19 protein-coding genes and 1 tRNA gene are annotated in these 22,021 nt (G+C 64.8%); 13 read left to right on the top strand and 7 right to left on the bottom strand.

Annotated elements, in window-relative coordinates; genetic code table 11:
- The first annotated feature begins 94 nt into the window (after positions 1-94).
- The 6 genes from lon (at position 95) to V2I08_RS11270 (ending at position 4,892) form a co-directional block, all read left to right on the top strand.
- Positions 95-2,491 (top strand): endopeptidase La, encoded by a 2,397-nt coding sequence (gene lon / locus V2I08_RS11295; protein ID WP_349635194.1) that lies wholly within the window; start codon positions 95-97, stop codon positions 2,489-2,491.
- Between the two features lie 180 nt (positions 2,492-2,671).
- Positions 2,672-2,944 carry an HU family DNA-binding protein gene (locus V2I08_RS11290; RefSeq protein ID WP_037477523.1) on the top strand — a complete coding sequence of 91 codons (273 nt, stop codon included), beginning with the start codon at positions 2,672-2,674 and terminating at the stop codon, positions 2,942-2,944.
- Between the two features lie 215 nt (positions 2,945-3,159).
- On the top strand, positions 3,160-3,729 hold the full coding sequence (locus V2I08_RS11285; protein ID WP_405053643.1) for a septal ring lytic transglycosylase RlpA family protein: 570 nt from the start codon (positions 3,160-3,162) through the stop codon (positions 3,727-3,729).
- A 94-nt stretch (positions 3,730-3,823) separates the two neighbouring features.
- Positions 3,824-3,900 (top strand) — tRNA-His (locus V2I08_RS11280).
- Between the two features lie 91 nt (positions 3,901-3,991).
- Positions 3,992-4,354: a phosphoribosyl-AMP cyclohydrolase gene (gene hisI / locus V2I08_RS11275; protein ID WP_349635193.1), complete on the top strand. Its 363-nt coding sequence runs from the start codon at positions 3,992-3,994 to the stop codon at positions 4,352-4,354.
- Between the two features lie 7 nt (positions 4,355-4,361).
- Entirely contained in the window at positions 4,362-4,892 is a 531-nt protein-coding gene (locus V2I08_RS11270) for a hypothetical protein (protein WP_349635192.1), read from the top strand.
- A 14-nt stretch (positions 4,893-4,906) separates the two neighbouring features.
- Here V2I08_RS11270 and V2I08_RS11265 read toward each other — a convergent pair whose 3' ends face one another.
- The 6 genes from V2I08_RS11265 to V2I08_RS11240 all read right to left on the bottom strand — a co-directional run bounded on the left by V2I08_RS11265 (position 4,907) and on the right by V2I08_RS11240 (position 12,363).
- On the bottom strand, positions 4,907-5,527 hold the full coding sequence (locus tag V2I08_RS11265) for a YitT family protein (RefSeq protein ID WP_349635191.1): 621 nt from the start codon (positions 5,525-5,527) through the stop codon (positions 4,907-4,909).
- 88 nt (positions 5,528-5,615) lie between these two features.
- Positions 5,616-6,755, bottom strand: coding sequence for an aspartyl/asparaginyl beta-hydroxylase domain-containing protein (locus tag V2I08_RS11260; protein WP_349635190.1), 1,140 nt, complete (start codon positions 6,753-6,755; stop codon positions 5,616-5,618).
- Positions 6,756-6,795: 40 nt separating this feature from the next.
- Positions 6,796-7,992: an MFS transporter gene (locus V2I08_RS11255; RefSeq protein WP_349635189.1), complete on the bottom strand. Its 1,197-nt coding sequence runs from the start codon at positions 7,990-7,992 to the stop codon at positions 6,796-6,798.
- A 153-nt stretch (positions 7,993-8,145) separates the two neighbouring features.
- Positions 8,146-8,835, bottom strand: coding sequence for a L,D-transpeptidase family protein (locus tag V2I08_RS11250; protein ID WP_349635188.1), 690 nt, complete (start codon positions 8,833-8,835; stop codon positions 8,146-8,148).
- 326 nt (positions 8,836-9,161) lie between these two features.
- Positions 9,162-11,429: an NADP-dependent malic enzyme gene (locus tag V2I08_RS11245; protein ID WP_349635187.1), complete on the bottom strand. Its 2,268-nt coding sequence runs from the start codon at positions 11,427-11,429 to the stop codon at positions 9,162-9,164.
- Between the two features lie 10 nt (positions 11,430-11,439).
- A complete protein-coding gene (locus V2I08_RS11240; protein WP_349635186.1) occupies positions 11,440-12,363 on the bottom strand; it encodes a LysR family transcriptional regulator in 924 nt (307 codons plus the stop codon).
- 106 nt (positions 12,364-12,469) lie between these two features.
- On the opposite strand from V2I08_RS11240, the gene V2I08_RS11235 reads away from it, so the two are divergent.
- The 3 genes from V2I08_RS11235 to V2I08_RS11225 all read left to right on the top strand — a co-directional run bounded on the left by V2I08_RS11235 (position 12,470) and on the right by V2I08_RS11225 (position 16,596).
- A complete protein-coding gene (locus tag V2I08_RS11235; protein ID WP_349635185.1) occupies positions 12,470-14,584 on the top strand; it encodes a malate synthase G in 2,115 nt (704 codons plus the stop codon).
- 142 nt (positions 14,585-14,726) lie between these two features.
- Positions 14,727-15,353: a glutathione S-transferase gene (locus V2I08_RS11230; RefSeq protein WP_349635184.1), complete on the top strand. Its 627-nt coding sequence runs from the start codon at positions 14,727-14,729 to the stop codon at positions 15,351-15,353.
- Positions 15,340-16,596, top strand: a complete 1,257-nt coding sequence (locus V2I08_RS11225) for a Xaa-Pro peptidase family protein (protein ID WP_349635183.1) — start codon at positions 15,340-15,342, stop codon at positions 16,594-16,596. The genes V2I08_RS11230 and V2I08_RS11225 overlap by 14 nt, the downstream gene beginning before the upstream one ends.
- Here V2I08_RS11225 and V2I08_RS11220 read toward each other — a convergent pair.
- Positions 16,593-17,990, bottom strand: a complete 1,398-nt coding sequence (locus V2I08_RS11220; protein WP_349635182.1) for a protein adenylyltransferase SelO family protein — start codon at positions 17,988-17,990, stop codon at positions 16,593-16,595. The two genes, V2I08_RS11225 and V2I08_RS11220, sit on opposite strands and share 4 nt — an antisense overlap.
- A 37-nt stretch (positions 17,991-18,027) precedes the next feature.
- On the opposite strand from V2I08_RS11220, the gene V2I08_RS11215 reads away from it, so the two are divergent.
- From V2I08_RS11215 to V2I08_RS11200, 4 genes are all read left to right on the top strand, one after another.
- Positions 18,028-18,897 carry an alpha/beta hydrolase gene (locus tag V2I08_RS11215; RefSeq protein ID WP_349635181.1) on the top strand — a complete coding sequence of 290 codons (870 nt, stop codon included), beginning with the start codon at positions 18,028-18,030 and terminating at the stop codon, positions 18,895-18,897.
- The gene (locus V2I08_RS11210) at positions 18,890-20,035 is read left to right on the top strand and encodes a glycosyltransferase (RefSeq protein ID WP_349635180.1); all 1,146 of its coding nucleotides are present in this window, start codon (positions 18,890-18,892) and stop codon (positions 20,033-20,035) included. The genes V2I08_RS11215 and V2I08_RS11210 overlap by 8 nt, the downstream gene beginning before the upstream one ends.
- Positions 20,036-20,128: 93 nt before the next feature.
- Positions 20,129-21,532, top strand: a complete 1,404-nt coding sequence (locus V2I08_RS11205; RefSeq protein ID WP_349635179.1) for a nitronate monooxygenase — start codon at positions 20,129-20,131, stop codon at positions 21,530-21,532.
- Positions 21,532-21,744, top strand: coding sequence for a DUF2093 domain-containing protein (locus V2I08_RS11200; RefSeq protein WP_349635178.1), 213 nt, complete (start codon positions 21,532-21,534; stop codon positions 21,742-21,744). Before V2I08_RS11205 ends, V2I08_RS11200 begins: the two co-directional genes overlap by 1 nt.
- Positions 21,745-22,021 lie beyond the last annotated feature (277 nt).

The raw sequence follows: 22,021 nt of genomic DNA, 5'->3' as shown, positions 1-22,021 counted from the left end.
ACCGCATTATGACATCCCCTGATTGATTGACGCGATAGGCATCCCCATAAAGGCGATGAACCGTAGGACAGGCCCCATTTGGCCCGGAGTGTGAATGACTGTGCAATATCCCCTTCTGCCGCTGCGTGACATCGTCGTCTTTCCGCAGATGATCGTCCCGCTCTTCGTCGGTCGCGACAAGAGCGTCTCCGCGCTGGAAGCGGCGATGGAAGGCAATAAGGAAATCTTCCTGGTGTCGCAGCTCGACCCGGCCGAGGATGATCCGGGCCAGGATTCGCTCTATGATACGGGCGTCGTGGCGGTTGTGCTGCAATTGCTCAAGCTGCCCGATGGCACGGTGCGCGTGCTGGTCGAGGGCAAGCATCGCGCGCGGCTGGCGACGATGGCGGAGACGGGCACGCATCTGATCGCCGATGTCGAAGCGATCGAGGATATTGCCGCCGAAGGGCCGGAAGCCGCCGCGCTGATGCGCTCGGTCGCCGAGCAGTTTGAAAATTACGCCAAGCTCAACAAGAAGCTGCCCGCCGAAACGCCGGTGCAGTTGCGCGAGATCGAAGATGCCGGGCGGTTGGCCGATGCCGTGTCCGCCAATATCAACGTCAAGGTGTCCGACAAGCAATCGCTGCTGGTCGAGGCCGATCCGGTCAAGCGGCTGGAAATGGTGTTCGCCTTCATGGAAGGCGAACTGGGCGTGCTCCAGGTCGAAAAGAAGATCCGTGGCCGCGTGAAGCGCCAGATGGAAAAGACCCAGCGCGAATATTATCTCAATGAGCAGTTGAAGGCGATCCAGCGCGAACTGGGCAATGGCGAGGGCGAGGAAGGTGATGAACTGGCCGAACTGGCCGAGAAGATCGCCAAGACCAAGCTGAGCAAGGAAGCGCGCACGAAAGCGACGGCGGAGCTAAAGAAGCTCAAGGGCATGCAGCCCATGTCGGCCGAAGCGACCGTGGTGCGCAACTATCTCGACGTGCTGCTGGGCTTGCCCTGGGGCAAGAAGGGCAAGGTCAAGAATGACCTCAAGCGCGCGCAGGATGTGCTCGACGAGGATCATTTCGCGCTCGACAAGGTCAAGGACCGGATCATCGAATATCTCGCCGTCCAGGCGCGCACCAATAAGCTGAAAGGCCCGATCCTGTGCCTCGTCGGCCCGCCGGGCGTGGGCAAGACGTCGCTTGGCCGTTCGATCGCCAAGGCGACCGGACGCGAGTTCGTGCGCCAGTCGCTGGGCGGCGTGCGCGACGAGGCCGAAATTCGCGGTCACCGCCGCACCTATATTGGCTCGCTGCCGGGCAAGATCGTTACCAACTTGAAGAAGGCGGGGACGATGAACCCGCTGTTCCTGCTCGACGAGATCGACAAGCTGGGCCAGGACTTCCGCGGCGATCCGGCGTCGGCGCTGCTTGAAGTGCTGGACCCCGAACAGAATAGCAAGTTCCAGGACCATTATCTGGAAATCGACGTCGATCTTTCGGACATCATGTTCGTGACGACCGCCAACTCCTTGAATTTGCCGCAAGCCTTGCTCGATCGGATGGAGATCATCCGGCTGGAAGGCTATACCGAGGACGAGAAGGTCGAGATCGCCCAGCGGCATTTGATCGCCAAGCAGATCGACGCTCATGGCCTGAAGGAAGGTGAGTTCGAAGTGACCGAGGAGGCCGTTCGCGACCTCATCCGTTACTATACCCGCGAGGCGGGCGTCCGCACGCTGGAGCGCGAAGTCGCGCGGCTGGCTCGCAAGGCGCTGCGCAAGATCCTCGAAGGCGTCTATGACAAGGTCGTCATCACGCCGGAGACGCTGGCGGACTATGCCGGCGTGCGCAAATTCCGTCATGGCGTGGGCGAGGAAGAGCATCAGATCGGCGCGGTGACGGGCCTGGCCTGGACCGAGGTCGGCGGCGAATTGCTGACGATCGAGGCGGTGACGGTGCCCGGCAAGGGCATGATCAAGACCACCGGCAAGCTCGGCGACGTGATGACCGAATCGATCCAGGCGGCTTTCTCTTATGTGAAGGCGCGCTCGCCCGGCTATGGCATCAAGCCCAGCATCTTCAACCGCAAGGACATCCACATCCATCTGCCCGAAGGCGCGGTGCCCAAGGATGGGCCGTCGGCGGGCATCGGCATGGTCACCTGCATCGTGTCGACGCTGACCGGCATCCCGGTCCACAAGGATGTGGCGATGACCGGCGAGGTGACCTTGCGCGGTCGCGTCCTGCCGATCGGCGGCTTGAAGGAAAAGCTGCTGGCGGCGCTGCGCGGTGGCATCAAGACGGTGTTGATCCCGCAGGAAAATGAGAAAGACCTAGCGGAAATCCCGGCCAATATCCGGGACGGGCTGGAGATCGTTCCGGTCAGCCATGTGGATGAAGTGCTGGCCCGCGCGTTGATGTCGGTTCCCGAAGCGATTGCCTGGACCGAAGAGGATGACCTGGCCGCGCAGCCCAGCAGCGTTCAAGGACGCGATGGGGACGCCACGTTGCGCCATTGAACGATCGGTCAACAGGGGAAAGTGGCGGGTTTCGGCCATATTCATGCTGCATTGCGAAATTTCACGCTATCGGCTAACTTCGTCGCTTTCCCTTTGACAGCCGCCGAAAGCTGCGCCTTATTGCCGCCCCTACGCCGCGATTCCTATACTAACCTAACAGCACCAGGGGGTTCCCAAGGCATGAACAAGCAGGATCTGATCAGCGCGGTTGCCGAAAGCAGCGGCCTTACCAAAAATGATGCAACCAAGGCTGTGGAAGGCGTGTTCGACGCCATCACCGGCGCGCTGAAAAAGGGCGACGAAGTGCGCCTCGTCGGCTTTGGCACCTTCTCCGTCACGCAGCGCAAGGCGTCGACGGGCCGCAACCCGCGCACCGGCGAAACGATGACGATCAAGGCATCGACCCAACCCAAGTTCAAGGCCGGCAAGGGCCTTAAGGACTCGGTCAACTGACGCTTTGCGCATCTGCGTACGGCGCAGGTGCCCGCGTCGAGCGACCATGAAGGCGTCGCGGCCTGAATATACAAGAGAGTAAGCGATCACGGGGATTCACCCGTTATCGCTGAGTGGAAGGCAAAAGGGTGGACGCTGATACAGCGGCCACCCTTCTTCTTTTGGCGCGGGGGCGATGCTCGACGGGATCGGCCGGACAGTTTAGGGAAGCGGGCATGTGGATGAGACGATATGCTGCGTCTTGCGGCGCAGGCGTGATCGCGCTGTTGCTGACGGCCTGTGGGGGCGGCCAATATCGGCCGGTGCGCGACGTGCCGGTCAGGATCGGCCCGCCCTATGTCGTGCGCGGCGTCACCTACACGCCTGCCGCCGATCCGGGCTATGACATGCTGGGTTATGCAAGCTGGTATGGGTCGGAATCGGGCAATCGCACCGCCAATGGCGAACGCTTCCGCGCGGGCTGGGTGACGGCCGCGCATACCAGCCTGCCGCTGCCCAGCTATGTCGAGGTAACGGCGCTGGACACGGGGCGCACCATCGTCGTGCGGGTCAATGATCGCGGGCCTTTTTCCGGGCGCGGGCGGGTGATCGACCTGTCGCGCGGCGCGGCGGAGAAATTGGGCGTTCGGGCGCAGGGTCATGTGCCGGTGCGGGTGCGGCTGGTCGATCCGCCCGAAAAGGATCGCGCACGGCTGCGCAAGGGCAAGCCAGCGCCGATGCGGCCAACCGTGCCCGAAGCCACGCTGCGCAAATTGCGCGCCCAGTTGCGTGCGGCCGGGCTGTAAGGCGACGGAAAGCGCCGATCGCGGCATTTGCCTGCTTGACGAGGCAGGGTGAGCCGCATATGTGCCCACTTCTCGCGGGCCTTCTGGCCCCATGGCGATCGTAGCTCAGTTGGTTAGAGCGCCGGTTTGTGGTACCGGAGGTCGGGGGTTCAAGACCCCTCGATCGCCCCATTTTCTCCCTTCCACCCTGATGCCGCGCATATTTGCCGGTCAGGCGGGAAGGGGCTTCGCAGCATCGCGATTGCGCCCTATAGCCCCCGGCATGACCGATGCGCGCGACAAGGGGCTGACCCTCAATCCCAAATATGACGACCATGGCCTGATCACGGCGGTGGTGACCGATGTGGACAGCGGCGACCTGCTGATGGTCGCGCATATGAACGCGCAGGCATTGGCGTTGACGGTCGAAACGGGCCTTGCCCATTTCTGGTCGCGCAGCCGCCAGGCGCTGTGGAAGAAGGGCGAAACGTCGGGCAACATGCTGGCGGTGCGCGACATCCGCATCGATTGCGATCAGGACGCGATTTGGGTGAAGGCGGTCCCTGCCGGGCCGACCTGCCACACCGGCGCGCGCTCCTGCTTCTTCCGCCGGGTCGGGCCGGATGGCCTGAGCTTGGTTGACTAGGGCGTCGATGCGGCGATCCGGTCTTGCTCTGTGTCTGATGCTGGCGGCGTGCCAGCCTGCCGCCGTTTCCAACGACATGGCGGCCGAGGCGGGCGGCCTGCCAGCGTCCGGGCTGGAGCGCGCTGCGATCGAGAGTGGGGTGATCAGCGACGCAGCCAAAATCTCGCCCGTCGGGCTGTTTCAGCGCCGCCACGAAGCCGGGCGCGATGCGCTGTGCATCATTCCTGCTGCCAACGGAACGCTGCGCTTCGGGTTGGAAGCGAATTTTGGCGAGCAACTGGCGTGCCGGGGCAATGGAACGATCCGGCGTGCGGGGGAAAAACTGATTCTGCGCTTTGCAGGCGTCGATCGCTGCATCATCGTCGCCCAATATGATGGCGATCAGGTCGCCTTGCCGGGTGTCGTGGATCTGGCTTGCGGGCGACTATGCGACGGACGCGGCACGCTGGAGGGGGTCAGCTTCCCCCGGATCGCGGGCGACGCAGCAACGGCCCTGCGCGCGCGCGGGCCGGGTGGCCAGCCGCTCTGCAAAAGCTGAATGCCCTGGCAGGGTCAATGGCCGATATAGCGGCCCGGCCGGTGATTGACGATCAGCACCGCATTGATCGCCGCCGCTGACAGGATCGACAGCGCAAAGCGATCGGCGCTCAGCAGCGGTAATGATGCGAGCAGGATGATGGCATCGCCGATCATCTGGGTACGGCCCGCATTCCATCCGCGCGTCTTTTGCAAAGTGAGCGCGATAACGCCCAACCCGCCGACACCCGCACCGTGGCGGGCAATGGCGAGAATACCGAAACCGATGATCGACCCGCCGAACAGCGCGGCAAACAGCGGACTGACCCGCGCCAGTTCCAGCGCCAGCGGCATCATCATGCCAATGCCCATGATCGCGATATTGGCGAACAGCGTCTTGAGGCCGAAGGCCGCGCCCATCGCCCGCCCGGCAAACAGGAAGAAGGGAATGTTGATCAGCAGGAACAGCGTCGCGGGTGACCAGTGGATCAGATAGGAAAGCAGCAGCGCAATGCCCGCCATGCCGCCGGTCACCAGATTGGCCTGTTTCAGCAGCATCAGCCCCATGGCGATGAAGGCGCAGCCCAGCGCGATGGCATAGCCATCTTCGGCCAGATTATGCGGGCGGGGTGCGGGGAAGGCGTGCGTGGGAGTCATGGCGTGTCCGTCAAGCGTTACGCCCCGGTCATCCTCTTGCCCTGCCGCTGCTCATACAGCGGACGCGCGCCACTGCAAGAGGGTGCGCTTATCCGCCGGTGTCGATCTGCGCCGGGCCGAACTGGTCGATCGCCTGGAACAGCAGCGTCAGCGCTGCGCGTTCCTCCGCCACGATCTCCGGCCGCCACACTTCGAACAACAGGATGACGCGGGTGTCGGCGCTGCGGTTCCAGGCCTCATGCTCGATGCTGTCGTCGAAGATCAGCATTTCGCCCCGGTGCCATGCCCGCGTCTCCGCGCCCACGCGCAAGGCGCAATCAGGAGGCGTCAGTAATGGCAGGTGGCAGATAAGCCGCGTGTTGAGCAGGCCATGATGGGGCGCAATATGGGTGTCGGGCTTGAGCAGCGACCAGAGCGCCATCGGCGATCGCCCTTCGATCACCGGCATCGGCGCATGGGTGAGTGCGGCCATGACGGCCGGGCAGCGCGCGGCATGGTCCGGCACCGGCGCGCCGCTCTGCCAGAAATAATAGGCGCCCCAACTGGGGTCGTCGCGCAATTTGTTGTTGGGCGCGGGGCGCGCCTTCGATGTCTGGACATAGGGCGCGAAGTCGGGCGCGCCCGCACGTACGGCCGCCAGTTCGGCGACGATTGCCTCGGTCATCGCCTCCATCGGCGCGACCCAGTCGAAGTCGCTGCGTTCGTAGAAGGCGCGCTGGGGCAGGCCGGGGAAATAGAACATGCTGGGCTGTTGCAGGAATATTGCGCGCTTGCCGAGCAGCAGGTCGCTGGCGAGCGCGATGCGGGGCAGGGAAGGCAGGTCGCGAATCGCGGCGGTCAGATGATCCTCGAAGCGCTGGCTCGATTGGGCGACGGCGTCTTGTGCCTGTTGCAGCAGGGGTTGGAGTTGCGGCGGCGCGCCATGGGCCGCCGCTTGCGCCAGCGCGGTACGCCGCCAACTGATCGCGCCGCGATCGTCGCCGCGCGCCTGCGCATTATGGCCCATGGCGAGCAGCGCGGGGAGGTTGCGGGGATCGCCCGCCAGGATCGCGCGTAGCGCCTCCGCCTCGCCATCCCGATCGCCCAGCCGGTTGCAGACCTGCGCCAGCAGCATCGGCGGCGGGGCGGCCATCTGCGCCAGCGTCGTGCGCGCCTTGGCCGCGTCACCCCCGCGCAGCGCCACCAATGCGGCCTGGGCCAGCGCCTCTTCTCTTGCCTGATCGCTCATGCGCCTGCCTTATCGGGGACAGGCGCTGCGGCAAAGCGGCTTATCCGGCCGGAAGCGCGATCATTCGCGTGGTCCGCTGTTGCAGCGCGATCGACAGCAGGAAGACAGCGAGGCCACCAAGCGCCAGCGCGGCACCGATCCAGCCGGTCGAAGTGAGGCCATAGCCCGCCGCGATCGCCACGCCGCCAAGCCAGGGGCCAAGCGCATTGGCGACGTTGAAGGCGCTATGGTGCAGTGCCGCCGCGAGCGTCTGCGCATCGCCCGATACGTCCATCAACCGCGCCTGCAACGGCGTGCCAAGGCCACCGCCCGCGCCGATCAGGAAGATGATGAGGCTCAGCGTCCAGATATTGCCCGCCATCAGCGGGAATAGGGCGAGTGCGCCCGCGCTCCACAACAGCACGAGGATGACGGTGCGGTTGAGCGCCCGGTCGGCCATCCACGCAGCGACGAGGTTGCCGATCGTCATGCCGACGCCGAAGATCATCAGGATCAGCGGCACCCAGACTTCGGACACGCCGGTCACTTCGATCATGGTGGAGGCGACATAGGTGTAGACGGCGAACAGCCCACCAAAGCCGATCGCGCCGGTCAGCAGCGTCAGCCAGACTTGCGGCTTGGCGAGCGCAGTCAGTTCCCGCGCGGCGCTCGCCTTGGGGTCGCCCGCATCGCGCGGGGCGTAAAGCGCGACCAGCGTCATCGTCGCGATGGCGAGCGCGGTGACCACGAAAAAGCCCGACCGCCAGCCAAGCGCCTGACCCATCCAGTTGGCGACGGGGACGCCCAGCACCGTGGCGATGGTCAGGCCCGACATGACCCGCGCGATGGCCTGCGCCCGCTTTTCGATCGGCACCAGCTTGGCGGCCACCAAAGCGGCAACGCCGAAATAGGCGCCATGCGGCACACCGCTCAGGAAGCGGAAGGCGAGCATCCAGCCATAGCTGGGCGACAGCGCGGACAGGCCATTGCCGATCGCGAACAGCGCCATCAGGCCGATCAGCAAGTGGCGACGCGGCAGTTTTGCGCCAAAGGCGGCAATCACCGGCGCGCCCGCCACCACGCCCAAAGCATAGGCGCTGATCGCATGGCCAGCGGTCGGCACGTCGATGCCCAAGTCGCGGGCGAAGAAGGGCAGCAGGCTCATCGCCGCAAATTCGGTGGTCCCGATCGCAAAAGCGCCGACGGCGAGCGCGAAAAGAACGAGCGCGGGTTGCGCCTGGTGGGGGCGGGTGCCCATGGCTTTGCTCCATGCTGCAATGCAAAATAGCGGAAGCGCGGCAGATGGGCGTCATGACAACGCTGGTCAAGATCGCGGGTGCGTGAGTTTATTGCAAGTGCAGCGGCGTGTTACGCAACATCAGCCATCGTCGCGGGATAATGTCGCGGTGCGTTACGCCCCGACCTGCGCCTTGCTGATGTCCAGCCGCTTGCCATTGGTGATGACGACGACATCCCCCAATTTCGTCACGCCGAACAGTTTTTGCGCGAAGGCGACCGGCACGCCGATGCAGCCATGGGTTGCCTTGCCCCATTGGACGTCGCTGCCATGGATCGCCACGCCGTCGCTGGTCAGGCGCAGCATATAGGGCATGGGCGCATTGTCGTAGAGGTTGGAATAATGGTCGGCGTCCTTCTGCGTGATCGGGAAGGCACCCAGCGGACTGGGCTTGTCGGTCGCGCCATAGAGGATGACGGCTGCGCCGATCTCATAACCCGCGCGGAACACCGATAGCGTCTGCGCGCGCAGGTCCACGGTGATGATGACGGGGCCGGTCGTCGGCGCCCCGCTTTCGTCCCAGGCATAGTCGCCATGGCGGAACGGGCCGTCGATCTTGAGGATGCGCTTGACCGTCAGGGCGCGTGGATCAATTTCCATCGGCTGATCGCTGCGGCGTTCCGCGGGCTTTGTGGGCGTTTCGGGGGCGGATGGCGCCTTGGCTAAAGGTGCAGGTGCGGCGGCTTCTTCCGCTGCGGGCCGGTCGATCCAGCCAGACACCAGCAGGCCAATGCCCGCCAGCCCCGCGCCGATCGCAATCTTCGGACCAGCGCTTTTCGCCAATGCTTTGAGCAGAGCTGCCATATCATCCTCGAACAAATTCCTCCCCTGGTAGGGGCGGGGGACCACGAAGTGGTGGAGGGGTGTCACCCTATCGAGAGGGGGACACCCGTCCGTCACACCTCCCTTGGCAGGACAGGGCTATCGCACATGGTACCCCACCCATCCAAATCGTCACCCTGAACTTGTTTCAGGGTCCATTTCTCCCCACGAGCAACCGCTTTTGGGGCATGATGGATGCTGAAACAAGTTCAGCATGACGCCGTAAAATGGAGTGCGTTCCATATGCGATAGCCCTCCCCTTACAGGGGAGGATCACTTTAGTCCGTCATAGCGGTAAAAGGTTAAGCTCAACCTTCGCGGGCGACTTCCGCCGCCGCGATGGCGGTGAGGTTGAGGATACCGCGCGAGGTGACGCCGGGGGTCAACACATGAATGGGCTTGGTCAGGCCCATCAGCATCGGCCCGACGGTCGGCGAACTGGACGAGGCGGAAAGGGCTGTAAGCGTGATGTTCGCCGCGTCGAGATTGGGCATGACCAGCAGATTGGCTGGCCCCTCGAAGCGCGAATCGGGGATCAGTTTCTCGCGCAGCGCCTGGCTCAAAGCCGCATCGGCGTGCATTTCGCCATCGACCGCAAGGTCGGGCGCGGCTTGCCGCACCAGTTTGAGCGCGGCGCGCATCTTACGCGCGCTGTCGCTGTGCGAGGCGCCGAAATTGGAGTGGGACAGCAGGGCGACGCGCGGGACCAGGCCGAAATGCTCCAGCTCGGTCGCCGCCAGCAGCGTCATTTCCGCAATCTGTTCGGGCGTCGGATTGGGCACCATATGCGTGTCGGTGATGAACAGTGCGCCCGCGTCGAGGATCAGCCCCGACAGCGCATAGACGCGGTTGCGGCCCGGCACCCGGTCGATGATGCGCAGCGCATGTTCGACCTGTCCCCAATATTCCGAATTGCCGCCGATCAGCGCGGCATCGACATGGCCGAGGCGCAGCAGCATCGCGGCGGTGACGCTGGGGCGGCGATAGACATGGCGCAGCACTTCGGCGGCGGGCACGCCCCGGCGCGAGGCGACGGCGCGATAGCCTTCGACCAGTTGCATCATGATGTCATGATCGGTTTCGGGGTCGATCACCTCGACATCGCGACCGAGTTCAAAGCGCAGGCCAAGGTCGGGCAGCTTCTGGTTCAGGATGCGGCGGCGCGCGATGATGGTCGGGCGGACAATGCCTTCGTCCAGTGCGTCCTGAATGGCGCGCAGCACGCGCTCATCCTCGCCCTCGCCATAGACGATGCGGCGTGCGCCACCGCGCGCAGCCTCGAACACCGGCAGCATGAGCTGGCCGGAACGGGTATTCTGCCGCGTCAGGCGGCGGCGATACTCATCCAGGTCGATCGGGCGGCGGGCGACGCCGCTGTCCATCGCCGCGCGCGCCACGGCGACGGCGATCTCGCCGATCAGGCGCGGGTCGAAGGGGGTGGGGATGATATAGTCGGGACCAAAGACCAGCCTGCGCCCGCCATAGGCCTGCGCCACGCTGTCATGCGCGGGCATGCGGGCAAGGCTGGCGATTGCGTCGGCGGCCGCGACTTTCATCGCTTCGTTGATCTGGGTCGCGCCGACATCGAGCGCGCCCCGGAAGATATAGGGGAAGCACAGGACATTGTTGACCTGATTGGGATAGTCCGAACGGCCGGTGGCGATGATCGCATCGGGGCGCACTTCGCGCGCGGCTTCCGGGCGGATTTCGGGTTCGGGGTTGGCGAGCGCGAAGATCAGCGGATTGGGGGCCATCAACGGCAACCATTCGGGCTTCAACACGCCCGGCGCGGAGAGGCCGAGGAAGAGATTGGCGCCCGGCAGCACGTCAGGCAGGGTGCGCGCATTGGTGACGCGGGCATAGCGCGCCATATTGGGCAACATGCCCTCGCGGCCCGAATGGATGACGCCATCCTTGTCGGTCATGGTGACATTGTCGACCGGCAGGCCCATCGACACGAGCAGATCAACGCAGGCGAGCGCCGCCGCGCCCGCGCCCGACGTCACCAGCTTGGCGTCGGCCAGCGTCTTGCCCTGAATCACCAGCGCGTTGCGTACGGCGGCGGCGACGACGATGGCGGTGCCATGCTGGTCGTCATGAAAGACCGGAATGTTCATCCGTTCCTTCAACCGCGCCTCAATGGCGAAACATTCGGGTGCCTTGATATCCTCAAGGTTGATGCCGCCGAAGGTCGGCTCCATCAGGGCGACGGCTTCGATGAATTTTTCGGGGTCAGTGGTGTCGAGTTCGATGTCGAACACGTCGATATCGGCGAATTTCTTGAAGAGGACCGCCTTGCCCTCCATCACCGGCTTGGACGCCAGCGCGCCGATCGCGCCCAGGCCAAGGACCGCGGTGCCATTGGAGATGACCGCGACCAGATTGCCGCGCGCGGTATAATCGAGCGCCAGATCGGGATCGGCGGCGATCTCCATGCAGGGGGCGGCGACGCCGGGCGAATAGGCCAGCGCGAGATCGCGCTGGTTGACCATGCGTTTGGTCGGCTCGATCCGCAGCTTCCCCGGCTGGGGAAAGCGGTGATAGTCGAGGGCGGCGCGGCGGGTATTATCGTCCATGCGATGGGCCTTAAGGGCTGCGTTCCGCAAGGGCAATGGTGGAACGCGCCCAGGGGGGCGTTGGCGCATATAGTCCGACAAGAAAATCGACGAAGGCGGTGATGGCGGCGGGCGGATTATGCTGTGGCAGTTGCACGGCGAACAGGCCGACATCCGCCGACCCTTCATGGTCCCGCACGATCTGCCGAACTTCGCCGCGCGCCAGCGCGTCGCTGATATCCCAGAGCGAGCGCAGCGCGATGCCGCCGCCCGCCAGCGCCAGTTCGCGCACGACTTCGCTGCTGTTGGTGTGGACATGGCTGCGCCCCTCGACCGTCAAAGGGCCTTTCGGGCCGACAAGGCGCCAGGGCATCTGGCCATCGGCGGCGAGCAGGCGGTGGTTTTTGAGGTCGGCGAGGGTGGCTGGTGTGCCGTAGCGGTCGAGATAGGCCGGCGCGGCGCACAGAATGCGGCGGTTGGTCGCCAGCCGTCGCGCGGCGAGGCCCGGCCCCGGATCAGCGGTGATGCGGATGGCGAGGTCCGCGCGCGTGTCGATCAGGTCGGCGAAATCGTCCGACAAGTTGATGGCGAGATCGACACGGGGATGGGCGTCCATGAAGCGCGGCAGCCAGGGCGCGAGATGCATGCGGCCAAAGGAAGTGGGCGCGGTGATGCGCAGCGGCCCCGCGACGATTGCCGAGGTGCCCGACACGCGCCGCTCGGCTTCATCGAGCGCCGCCAATATCCCACGCAGGTCGGCATGGAGCCGCTCGCCCGCCGGCGTCAGCGCCAGCCGCCGCGTTGTGCGGTGAACGAGGCGCGTGCCCAGCCGCTCCTCCAGCCGCGCGAGCCGCTTGGACATCATGGCGGGCGAGATGTGGAGGCGCCGACCGGCAGCGGCGAGGCCGCCTTCGTCCACGATCGCGACGAACAGTTCATGGTCGGGGTCCATCATATTCGTTCACCATAGGAATGACTATGTTCGCATAATAGTGAATATACGACATAATGGTAATGGGGTATTGCGGCGGTCAACGACGGAACATGAGAAGGAGCAGGCCATGACCGACCGCATGATCGACAAATCCGGGCTGAAGGTCGCGGCATCGCTGGCCGACTTCATCGACAATCAGGCGCTGCCCGGCACCGGCATCGAACCCGCCGCCTTCTGGGTCGATGCAGCCGCCATCTTTGCACGCTTCACGCCGGACAATATCGCGCTGTTGCAAACCCGCGACGCGATGCAGGCGCAGATCGATGACTGGCATGAGGAGCGGGCTGGCCAGCCGCATGATGCGCAGGCCTATCAGGCCTTTTTGCGCGAGATCGGCTATCTGGTTCCCGAACCCGCGCCCTTCACCATCGGCAGCGAAAATGTCGATGACGAGGTTGCGCGCCTCGCCGGACCGCAACTGGTCGTCCCCATCCTCAACGCCCGCTTCCTGCTCAATGCCGCCAATGCGCGCTGGGGAAGTCTGTACGACTCGCTGTACGGCACCGACGCCATTCCCGGCGCGGCGGCAGGCAAGGGCTATGACGCGGTGCGCGGCGCGCAGGTCATTGCCTGGGCCAAGGCGTTTCTGGATGACGCCATCCCGCTCGCCAGCGGGCGTTGGGCCGACCTTTCGACCGACGAGATCATTCTTGCCGATCCGACCCAATATCTGGGGCGCAGCGAGAAGGGCCGCCTGTTCCGCCACAATGGCCTGCATATCGAAGTCGTTTTCGATAGCAGCCATCCGATCGGTGCGACCGACCCGGCGGGCATCGCCGATGTCATCCTCGAATCCGCGCTGACCGCCATTTGCGACCTGGAGGATTCGGTCGCGGCGGTCGATGCGGCGGACAAGGTTGCGGCCTATGCCAATTGGCTGGGCCTGATGAAGGGCGACCTGACCGAGACGTTCGAGAAGGGCGGCACGATGATGACCCGCGCGCTCAACCCCGACCGCGCTTATACCGCGCCCGACGGCAGCGCCTTCACCTTGGCCGGACGCAGCCTGTTGTTCGTCCGCAATGTCGGCCATCTGATGACCATGCCTGCCATCCTGCTGCCCGATGGGACGCAAGCCCCCGAAGGCATACTCGACGGCATCGTCACCAGCCTGATCGCGCTGCACGACCTGGCCCGCGAGGGCGGCAACAGCCGTGCGGGCAGCGTCTATATCGTCAAGCCCAAGATGCACGGCCCCGACGAAGCCGCCTTTACCAACCGCCTGTTCGATGCGATCGAAGACATGCTGGGGATGGCGCGCCACACGCTCAAGGTCGGCGTCATGGATGAGGAGCGCCGCACCTCGGCCAATCTGGCCGCCTGCATTCATGCCGTGCGCGACCGCATCGTCTTCATCAACACCGGCTTCCTCGATCGCACCGGGGACGAGATGCACACGTCGATGCAGGCCGGGCCGATGATCCGCAAGGGCGAGATGAAGAGCAGCGACTGGATCACCGCCTATGAGGATCGCAATGTCCAGATCGGCCTCGCCTGTGGCCTGTCGGGTCGCGCGCAGATCGGCAAGGGGATGTGGGCCGCGCCGGATCGCATGGCTGATATGCTGGAACAGAAGATCGGCCATCCCAAGAGCGGAGCCAACACCGCCTGGGTGCCATCGCCGACCGCGGCGACGCTGCACGCGACCCATTATCACCGCTTCGACGTCTTTGCGCGCCAAGCGGAACGCGCGGCGGAGGGTATTGCGCCGCTCGAAAAGCTGCTGACCATCCCGGTCGCCACCGGGCGCAACTGGTCGGAAGAGGACATCCGCCAAGAACTGGACAATAATGCGCAGGGCATATTGGGCTATGTCGTCCGCTGGATCGATCAGGGGGTCGGCTGCTCGAAGGTGCCCGACATCCACGACATCGGCCTGATGGAGGACCGCGCGACGCTGCGTATTTCCTCGCAGCATATGGCCAATTGGCTGCTGCATGGGATCTGCACCGGCGAACAGGTCGATGCCGCGCTCCGGCGCATGGCGGCGAAGGTCGATGCGCAGAATGCCGGCGATCCGCTCTACCAGCCGATGAGCGGGCGCGAGGATGAGAGCCTGGCGTTCCAGGCGGCCCGCGCGCTGGTGTTCGAGGGTGTCGCCCAGCCCAATGGCTATACCGAGCCGCTGCTGCACGCCTATCGCGCGAAGCAGAAGGCGGCGGCGGAATTGGAAGCGGTATAAAAATTCGTCATTGCGAGCGTAGCGAAGCAATCCAGTAGCGCCCAAATGGATTGCTTCGCTGCGCTCGCAATGACGACCAAAGACTGTTGTGACCGCTCCCCTGCTGCGTTAGCCCTGACCGCCACGCAGCATCGGAGCCGTCATGACCATCATCGTCCACCATCTCAACAACAGCCGCTCGCAACGCATCCTGTGGATGCTGGAGGAATTGGGCGAGCCATATGAGGTGCGCCGCTACGAACGCGACCGCAAGACCATGCGCGCGCCCGCATCGCTGCGCGCCATTCACCCGCTCGGCCGGTCGCCGGTGGTCGAGGTGGATGGCCATCGCCTGATCGAAACCGGCGCGATCATGGACTATCTGGTCGGGCGCGCCGGTAATCGCTTCGGCCCGCCAGCCGATGCGGAGGGCGCGATCCGCTACCGTCAGTTCCTCCATTATGCCGAAGGATCGCTGATGCCGCCGCTGCTGGCGCTGCTCATCATCGGCAAGCTCGGCCTGCTGGGGCGCCCGGCGCGGCCGACGGTGCAGGGCATGCTGGACGATCATCTCGACTGGATCGAAAGCGAACTGGCGAGCCGCCCCTATTTCGCGGGCGATGCCTTTACGGCGGCTGACATGATGATGAGCTTTCCGCTGGAAGCCGCCTGCTCGCGCGGTGGCCTCAACGACAGTCGGCCGAATATCCTGCGCTGGCTGGGGGAGATGCACGCGCGTCCCGCCTATCAGGCCGCGCTGCAGGCCGGTGGCCCCTATGCTTACGCCTGACCGGCGCAGCCTGCTCGGCTATGCCGCCGCTGGCATTGCTGCCGCCGTCACCCCGCGCCTGTTTGCGCAAGAGCGGGCGGCCGAGGCGCTGACGTCCTTGACCCAGGGCATCACGCCGATCGGCCCGGCCGAACGCGCCGATCGCCTGTCCCGTGCGCAGGCGATGATGCAGGCTCAGGGTATCGACGCGCTGCTGATCGAGCCGGGGGCAAGCCTTATCTACTATAGCGGCGTGCGCTGGTGGCGCAGCGAGCGGCTGACTGCGATGGTCATTCCGGCGTCCGGCACGCCGCTCATCATCTGCCCCTTTTTCGAAAAGCCCTCGATCGACGAATCGCTCGGCATCCCGGCCGAGGTGCGGGTGTGGCAGGAGCATGAAAGCCCGCACGCAATGGTGGCTGCCTTCCTGACGGAACAGGGGTTGGCGAAGGGGCGGATCGGCATCGAGGAAACGGTGCGCTATTTCGCGGTCGATGGCCTCAAGGCCGCGCTCCCGCAGGCGCGTCTGACCACCGACCCGGTGACTCGCGCGCTGCGGATGCGCAAGACGCCCGCCGAAATCGCGCTGATGCAGACCGCCGCCAATGTCACCATGGCCGCCTATCGCTGGACCTACCCCCAGGTGAAGGCGGGCATGACCCCGGCCGATATCGGCGCGCTGATGACTGCCGCCACCACGGCGTTGGGCGGCAAGAGTGAGTTCAACCTCGTCCTGCTCGGCGAAGCCGCCGCCTATCCGCATGGCTCCGGCAAGCCGCAGGCGGTGCGGGCAGGCGAGGTCGTGCTGATGGATTGTGGCTGTACCGTGGGCGATTATCAGTCCGACATCAGCCGCACCTTCGTTTACGGTGCCACGCCCACAACTCAGCAGCGCACCGTCTGGAACGACGTGGCGCAGGGGCAGGCGATCGCCTTCGCCGCCGCGACACTCGGTACGCCAGCGGGGGCGGTCGATGACGCGGTGCGGGCGCATTATGAAAGTCGCGGTTACGGCCCCGGCTATGCGCTGCCCGGCCTGTCCCACCGCACCGGCCATGGCATCGGCATGGAGGGGCATGAGCCGGTCAACCTGGTCCATGGCGAAACGACCAGGCTGGACGTCGGCATGTGCTTCTCCAACGAACCGGGCCTGTATCTGCCCGGCACCATGGGCGTGCGGATGGAGGATTGTTTCCACATGACGGAGCGGGGTCCAGCTTGGTTTTCAAAGCCCCCAGTGTCGATCGAGGAACCGATCGGCTAGTCCATTGTAGGGCCAGCGCCATGCGCCTCGCCCATGCGGCGAATGGCGGTGACTTTGGCATGGAGCGGCCCCCAATCGTCATTCTCGGCGATGGCGGACCAGATCGCCTCGACCTCTTCGATATGCATCGAACAGGGCTGGGCGTCGGCCCAATAGGCGTGGTCCTTTGCGCCGGGCACCGCCTCGAAGCCACTGATGGCGGCGCGAAATTCGCCCCACGCCGCGTCGCTATAATCCGTGCCGACCCGTGCGGTACCGCTGCGCCAGTCGTGGAAGAAGCGGTCGATGGGGGTGGCGGTCGTGACCATGGCGCGGACGGCGGACTGGATCATGGCGTCGCTGTCCTCGCGGGGAACGACGCCCAGCCGCCAGCAGAAGCGGCGGGCCATGGCCTGACCATAGAGGGCGGGGAAGCGCTCCAACTGCGCGATCAGCGGCTCCGCCTCCACCAGCGCGCGGAGCGACACGGCGAGTTGCGCCACGTCCCAATGGATCGCCTCGGCCTGCCGCCCGAACGCATATAACCCCTGATGGTCGAAATAGGCGGCGGTAAAGCCCGCGTCCCACAAGGGGGTGAAGCGCCAGGGGCCATAGTCGAAACTTTCACCCGTGACGTTGATATTGTCGCTGTTGAGCACGCCATGGACGAAGCCCGCGATCATATAGCTGGCGGCGAGATCGGCGGTGCGTTCGACCACGCGGCCCAGCAGTTGTGCGGGCGGATTGTCGCCGGGGGTTTCGCCGTACAGATGCGTCAGCGCATAGTCGGTCAGGCGCGTGAGCAGTTGCTGGTCTTCATGGAAGGCGGCGCGCTGGAACGTGCCGATGCGGATATGCGAATGGGACAGGCGCACCATCGCCGCGCCGCGCGTGGGCGAGGGTTCGTCGTTGCGCTCCAGCGCTTCGCCGGTTTCGATGATCGAGAAGGTGCGCGAGGTCGGGACGCCCAGCGCTTCGAGCATTTCGGTCGCAAATATTTCGCGCACACCGCCCTTGAGCGTCAGCCGCCCGTCGCCCGACCGGCTATGGGGCGTCCGCCCGGTGCCTTTGGTGCCCAGGTCCATCAGACGGTCGGCGTCGTCGCGCAATTGCGCGAACAGGAAGCCGCGGCCATCGCCGATGTCGGGATTATAATGGCGGAACTGATGGCCGTGGTAGCGCAGCGCCAGGGGACGGGGCAGCGATCCTTGCAGCGGTTCAAAACGGCCGAAATGGGCGATCCATTGCTCGTCGGTGAGGCCATCGAGGCCGACCGATGCGGCGGCCCTGTCGTTGCGATAGCGCAGGATGGTCTGGGGGAAGTCCGCTGCCCCAACGGGATCGGCAATGTCGGGCATCAGCGTGTCGATTTGGCGCGCGGGGCGAAATTTGGCGGGTTGCGGCGTCTGGCTCATAAGGTGATATGGGGGTGGCAAGGCGGAAGGATCAAGTTTGAGCGTGTATAGCGACGGATATTGGTGGTCCCCCGACGGCCTGCGGCTGCATTATCGCGATTATGCCGGGGGCGGCGACGGACGCCCGCCCCTGCTCTGCCTGCCGGGGCTGACCCGCAATGCACGCGATTTCGAGCCGCTTGCCGCGCGGCTTGCCGGAGAGTGGCGGCTCATCTGTCCCGACATGCGCGGGCGCGCCGAAAGCGCCTATGCCAAGGACGCGATGACCTATGTGCCGCTGACCTATATGCAGGATATCAGTCGCTTGCTCGCCGATCTCGCCATCACCCGGTTCGTGGCGGTCGGCACGTCGCTGGGCGGCATCATCACCATGTTGATGGCCGCGACTCATCGCGAATGGCTGGCGGGCGCGCTGCTCAACGATGTCGGGCCAGCGCTGGAGGAAGAAGGGCTGGCGCGCATCCGTACCTATGTCGGGGTCAACCAGTCGCATCCGACCTGGGTCCATGCCGCGCGCGCGCTGGCGGATGCCAATGGCGATGTTTATCCCGCATATGACCTGCAGGTCTGGCTGGCGATGGCCAAGCGGCTCTATCGGCTCAACAGCGGCGGGCGGATCGTGCTGGATTATGACATGAAGGTCGCCGAGCCGATCCGCGCCATGGGCACCGAGGCCGGGGTCGATATGTGGCCGGTGATGAAGGCCTTTTCGGATATCCCGACGCTGCTGCTGCGCGGCGAGCGGTCGGACCTGCTGGGCGCGGCGACGGCGCAGCGGATGGCGGCGGAGATCGGGCCGGGGGCGGAAATGGTGACCGTGCCGGGCGTCGGCCATGCGCCGGTGCTGGACGAGCCGGAGAGCGTTGCGGCGATCGACCGGCTGCTGGCGCGGGTGCTGCATGGCTGACAGCGCCGATCGAAAACGCCCCCACATCCTGCATGTCCATGGCAGTTTCAATCTGGGCGGCAAGGAGGCGCGCGCCGTCCAGCTCATGAACATCTGGGGAGACAAAGCGCGGCACAGCGTCGTCAGCGCCGATCCCGACGCGATGGGCGCGCGGGCAGCGATCGATGCCGGCGTGGCGGTGGATTACCCCGATGGCCCATCCTTTGCGGGCAAACCGGGGCTGGCGCGCTACAAGGTCATCACCGCTTTTCTCAAGCGGTTCGACCTGATCCTCACCTATAATTGGGGGTCGATGGACGCGGTGATGGCGCATCGTCTGGCCGGGGCATCAGCGGGCCTGCCGCCGCTGATCCACCATGAGGATGGGTTCAACGCAGACGAAGCCGTGCGGCTCAAGACCAAGCGCAACCTGTTTCGCCGCCTCGCGCTGCAACGGGCGCATGGCATGGTGGTGCCGTCGGTGCGGTTGGAGACGATCGCGCGCACGGTTTGGAAACAGCCCGCGCCTAAGGTGCATCTGATCCGCAACGGCATCGATGTCGCGCGCTATGCCCCGCCGCCTGCGCCTGACGCGATCCCTGGCTTGCGCCGGTCGCCGGGCAAATTGCTGGTGGGAACGCTGGCGGGGTTGCGGCCGGTCAAGAATATTCCCCGGCTTGTGCGCGCCGTCGCCGCGCATAAGGACCGGCTGCAACTGGTGGTGGTGGGCGAAGGCCCGGAGCGTGACGCGATCCTGGCCGAAGCGGCGCGGCAGGGAATGGGGGACATCCATATGGCGGGCTTCATGGACCGGCCCTGGCGCTTCGTCGGGCTGTTCGACATCTTCGCTTTGTCGTCGGACAGCGAGCAATTTCCGATCTCGCTGGTGGAGGCGATGGCCGCGGGCGTGCCGGTCGCGTCGATGGATGTGGGCGACGTCGCCAATATGGTCGCGACGGCGAACCAGCCCTATGTCGTGGCCGACGAAGCCGGGCTGGCCGATGCGCTGGGCGCGCTGGCGGCGGATGCGGATTTGCGGGCTACGCTGGGGGCGGCCAATCGCGACCGGGCAACCCGCGACTATGCCGAAAAAACAATGGTTGCCGCCTATGCCGCATTATATGGAGAGGCTCTGGCCAGCCCCCGGATTTTGCTTTAAGGGCCGCGCCTATTCGTCAGGAGCCGTAAGGGCTGTGTTGGGATCGCTTATTCCCGGTCGACCGGCCGGGCCTTTTTGTCGCAGGAGATTTTGGTGTTCAAGGGGTTGAAGCCTATCGTCTATGGTGGCCGCGAAGTCTGGCCGCTGGTCGAAGGCGGCAAGGGCGTTGCGGTGTCCAACCATGCGAGTTCCGGTGCCTGGGCGGCGGCTGGCGGCATCGGCACGGTGTCCGCCGTCAATGCCGACAGCTATGACAGTTTCGGCAATGTCATCCCCCAAATCTATCATGGCCGCACCCGCCGCGACCGCCATGAGGAACTGGTCGCCTATGCGATCGACGGCGCGGTCGAGCAGGTCAAGCGCGCCTATGAAATTGCCGATGGCAAGGGCGCGATCAACATCAACGTGCTGTGGGAAATGGGCGGGGCGCAGCGCATCCTGCATGGCGTGCTGGAAAAGACCAAGGGGATGGTCGCGGGCGTGACCTGCGGCGCGGGCATGCCCTATAAGCTGTCCGAAATCGCCGCGTCCTACGGTGTCAGCTATCTGCCGATCGTCTCGTCCGGCCGCGCCTTCCGCGCGCTGTGGAAGCGGTCCTATTCCAAGGCGTCGGAATGGCTGGCGGCGGTGGTTTATGAAGATCCCTGGCTGGCGGGCGGGCATAATGGCCTGTCCAACGCCGAAGATCCCAAAGTCCCGCAAGACCCCTATCCCCGCGTCAAGGCGCTGCGCGATACGATGCGCGAAGGGGGCATTTCGGACGAGGTGCCGATCGTGATGGCCGGCGGCGTGTGGGCGCTCAAGGACTGGAACGACTGGATCGACAATCCCGAATTGGGGACGATCGCTTTCCAGTTTGGCACGCGCCCGCTGCTGACGCAGGAAAGCCCGATCCCGCAGGATTGGAAGGACCTCCTGACCCAGCTAAACCCCGGCGATATCTTGTTGCACAAATTCTCGCCGACCGGCTTTTACAGTTCAGCGGTACGCAACCCGTTCCTGCGCGAGTTGGAAGCCCGGTCGGAACGGCAAATCCCCTTCAGCACCGAACAGGCGGGCGACCATACCCATCAGTTAGACGTGGGCGTTAAGGGCAAGAATTTCTGGGTGACGCTGGGCGACCTCAATCGTGCGCGCGAATGGGTGGGGCAGGGCTTTACCGCCGCGCTCAAGACGCCGGACAATACTTTGGTGTTCGTTGGCGACGCGGAAAAGACGATGATCCGCAAGGATCAGACCGATTGCATGGGCTGCCTGAGCCATTGTTCCTTCTCGTCCTGGATGGACAGCGAGACCAATTCGACCGGACGGCTGGCCGATCCGCGCAGCTTCTGCATCCAGAAGGCGTTGCAGGAAGCGGTGCATGGCGGCGACCTGGACAAGAATCTCGTCTTCGCCGGCCATGGCGCCTATAAGTTCAAGCAGGACCCCTTCTACTCCAATGGTTTCGTGCCGACCGTCAAGCAGTTGGTCGACCGTATCCTGACGGGCGATTGATGGCGGATATTCAGGGCCTGGCCGTGCTGCGTTACGACACGCCGCATTTCGACGTCGAACGGCCGGGCCAGTTCGTGGTCTGCGCCGTGTCGGGCGCGCGGATTGATCTGGACGAGCTGAAATATTGGAGCGCGGAGTTTCAGGAAGCCTATCGCGGGCCGGAGGAAGCGACTCGCGCTTTCCTGAAACATCGCGGGCCGGAATTCCGGTAGGTTTCCGCAGGCTGGCGCATGTGGCGGGATGGGACCGCTATCAAAGGACGTCAAGAGGGGTGGAACGTTGGTTCACCCCGCCGATAGGGCAGTTGGCCGCAACTTTCCTGTTCCGATACGGTAAAAACTGATGTAATCTTTCCCCAGAGGCGACGCAGAGCGCCCGGCAAATGGAAGGATGTGTTTCGATGTCTCGTATCGACGTCTTCGGTGATCGTATCTGTATCGTGTCCAGCCTGTTGATCATGGGCTGGTTCCTCTACAATGTGATCTTCTG

The organism is Sphingobium sp. MK2 (genome assembly GCF_040170545.1).
GTDB lineage: Bacteria > Pseudomonadota > Alphaproteobacteria > Sphingomonadales > Sphingomonadaceae > Sphingobium.
The sequence above is the reverse complement of the archived record's forward strand: the minus strand, read 5'-3'. Positions and strand labels throughout refer to the sequence as shown.

Coding starts and splice junctions, on each gene's coding strand:
- lon (WP_349635194.1), top strand. CDS start 95: ATGACTGTGCAATATCCCCTTCTGCCGCTGCGTGACATCGTCGTCTTT.
- V2I08_RS11290 (WP_037477523.1), top strand. CDS start 2,672: ATGAACAAGCAGGATCTGATCAGCGCGGTTGCCGAAAGCAGCGGCCTT.
- V2I08_RS11285 (WP_405053643.1), top strand. CDS start 3,160: ATGTGGATGAGACGATATGCTGCGTCTTGCGGCGCAGGCGTGATCGCG.
- hisI (WP_349635193.1), top strand. CDS start 3,992: ATGACCGATGCGCGCGACAAGGGGCTGACCCTCAATCCCAAATATGAC.
- V2I08_RS11270 (WP_349635192.1), top strand. CDS start 4,362: ATGCGGCGATCCGGTCTTGCTCTGTGTCTGATGCTGGCGGCGTGCCAG.
- V2I08_RS11265 (WP_349635191.1), bottom strand. CDS start 5,527: ATGACTCCCACGCACGCCTTCCCCGCACCCCGCCCGCATAATCTGGCC.
- V2I08_RS11260 (WP_349635190.1), bottom strand. CDS start 6,755: ATGAGCGATCAGGCAAGAGAAGAGGCGCTGGCCCAGGCCGCATTGGTG.
- V2I08_RS11255 (WP_349635189.1), bottom strand. CDS start 7,992: ATGGGCACCCGCCCCCACCAGGCGCAACCCGCGCTCGTTCTTTTCGCG.
- V2I08_RS11250 (WP_349635188.1), bottom strand. CDS start 8,835: ATGGCAGCTCTGCTCAAAGCATTGGCGAAAAGCGCTGGTCCGAAGATT.
- V2I08_RS11245 (WP_349635187.1), bottom strand. CDS start 11,429: ATGGACGATAATACCCGCCGCGCCGCCCTCGACTATCACCGCTTTCCC.
- V2I08_RS11240 (WP_349635186.1), bottom strand. CDS start 12,363: ATGATGGACCCCGACCATGAACTGTTCGTCGCGATCGTGGACGAAGGC.
- V2I08_RS11235 (WP_349635185.1), top strand. CDS start 12,470: ATGACCGACCGCATGATCGACAAATCCGGGCTGAAGGTCGCGGCATCG.
- V2I08_RS11230 (WP_349635184.1), top strand. CDS start 14,727: ATGACCATCATCGTCCACCATCTCAACAACAGCCGCTCGCAACGCATC.
- V2I08_RS11225 (WP_349635183.1), top strand. CDS start 15,340: ATGCTTACGCCTGACCGGCGCAGCCTGCTCGGCTATGCCGCCGCTGGC.
- V2I08_RS11220 (WP_349635182.1), bottom strand. CDS start 17,990: ATGAGCCAGACGCCGCAACCCGCCAAATTTCGCCCCGCGCGCCAAATC.
- V2I08_RS11210 (WP_349635180.1), top strand. CDS start 18,890: ATGGCTGACAGCGCCGATCGAAAACGCCCCCACATCCTGCATGTCCAT.
- V2I08_RS11200 (WP_349635178.1), top strand. CDS start 21,532: ATGGCGGATATTCAGGGCCTGGCCGTGCTGCGTTACGACACGCCGCAT.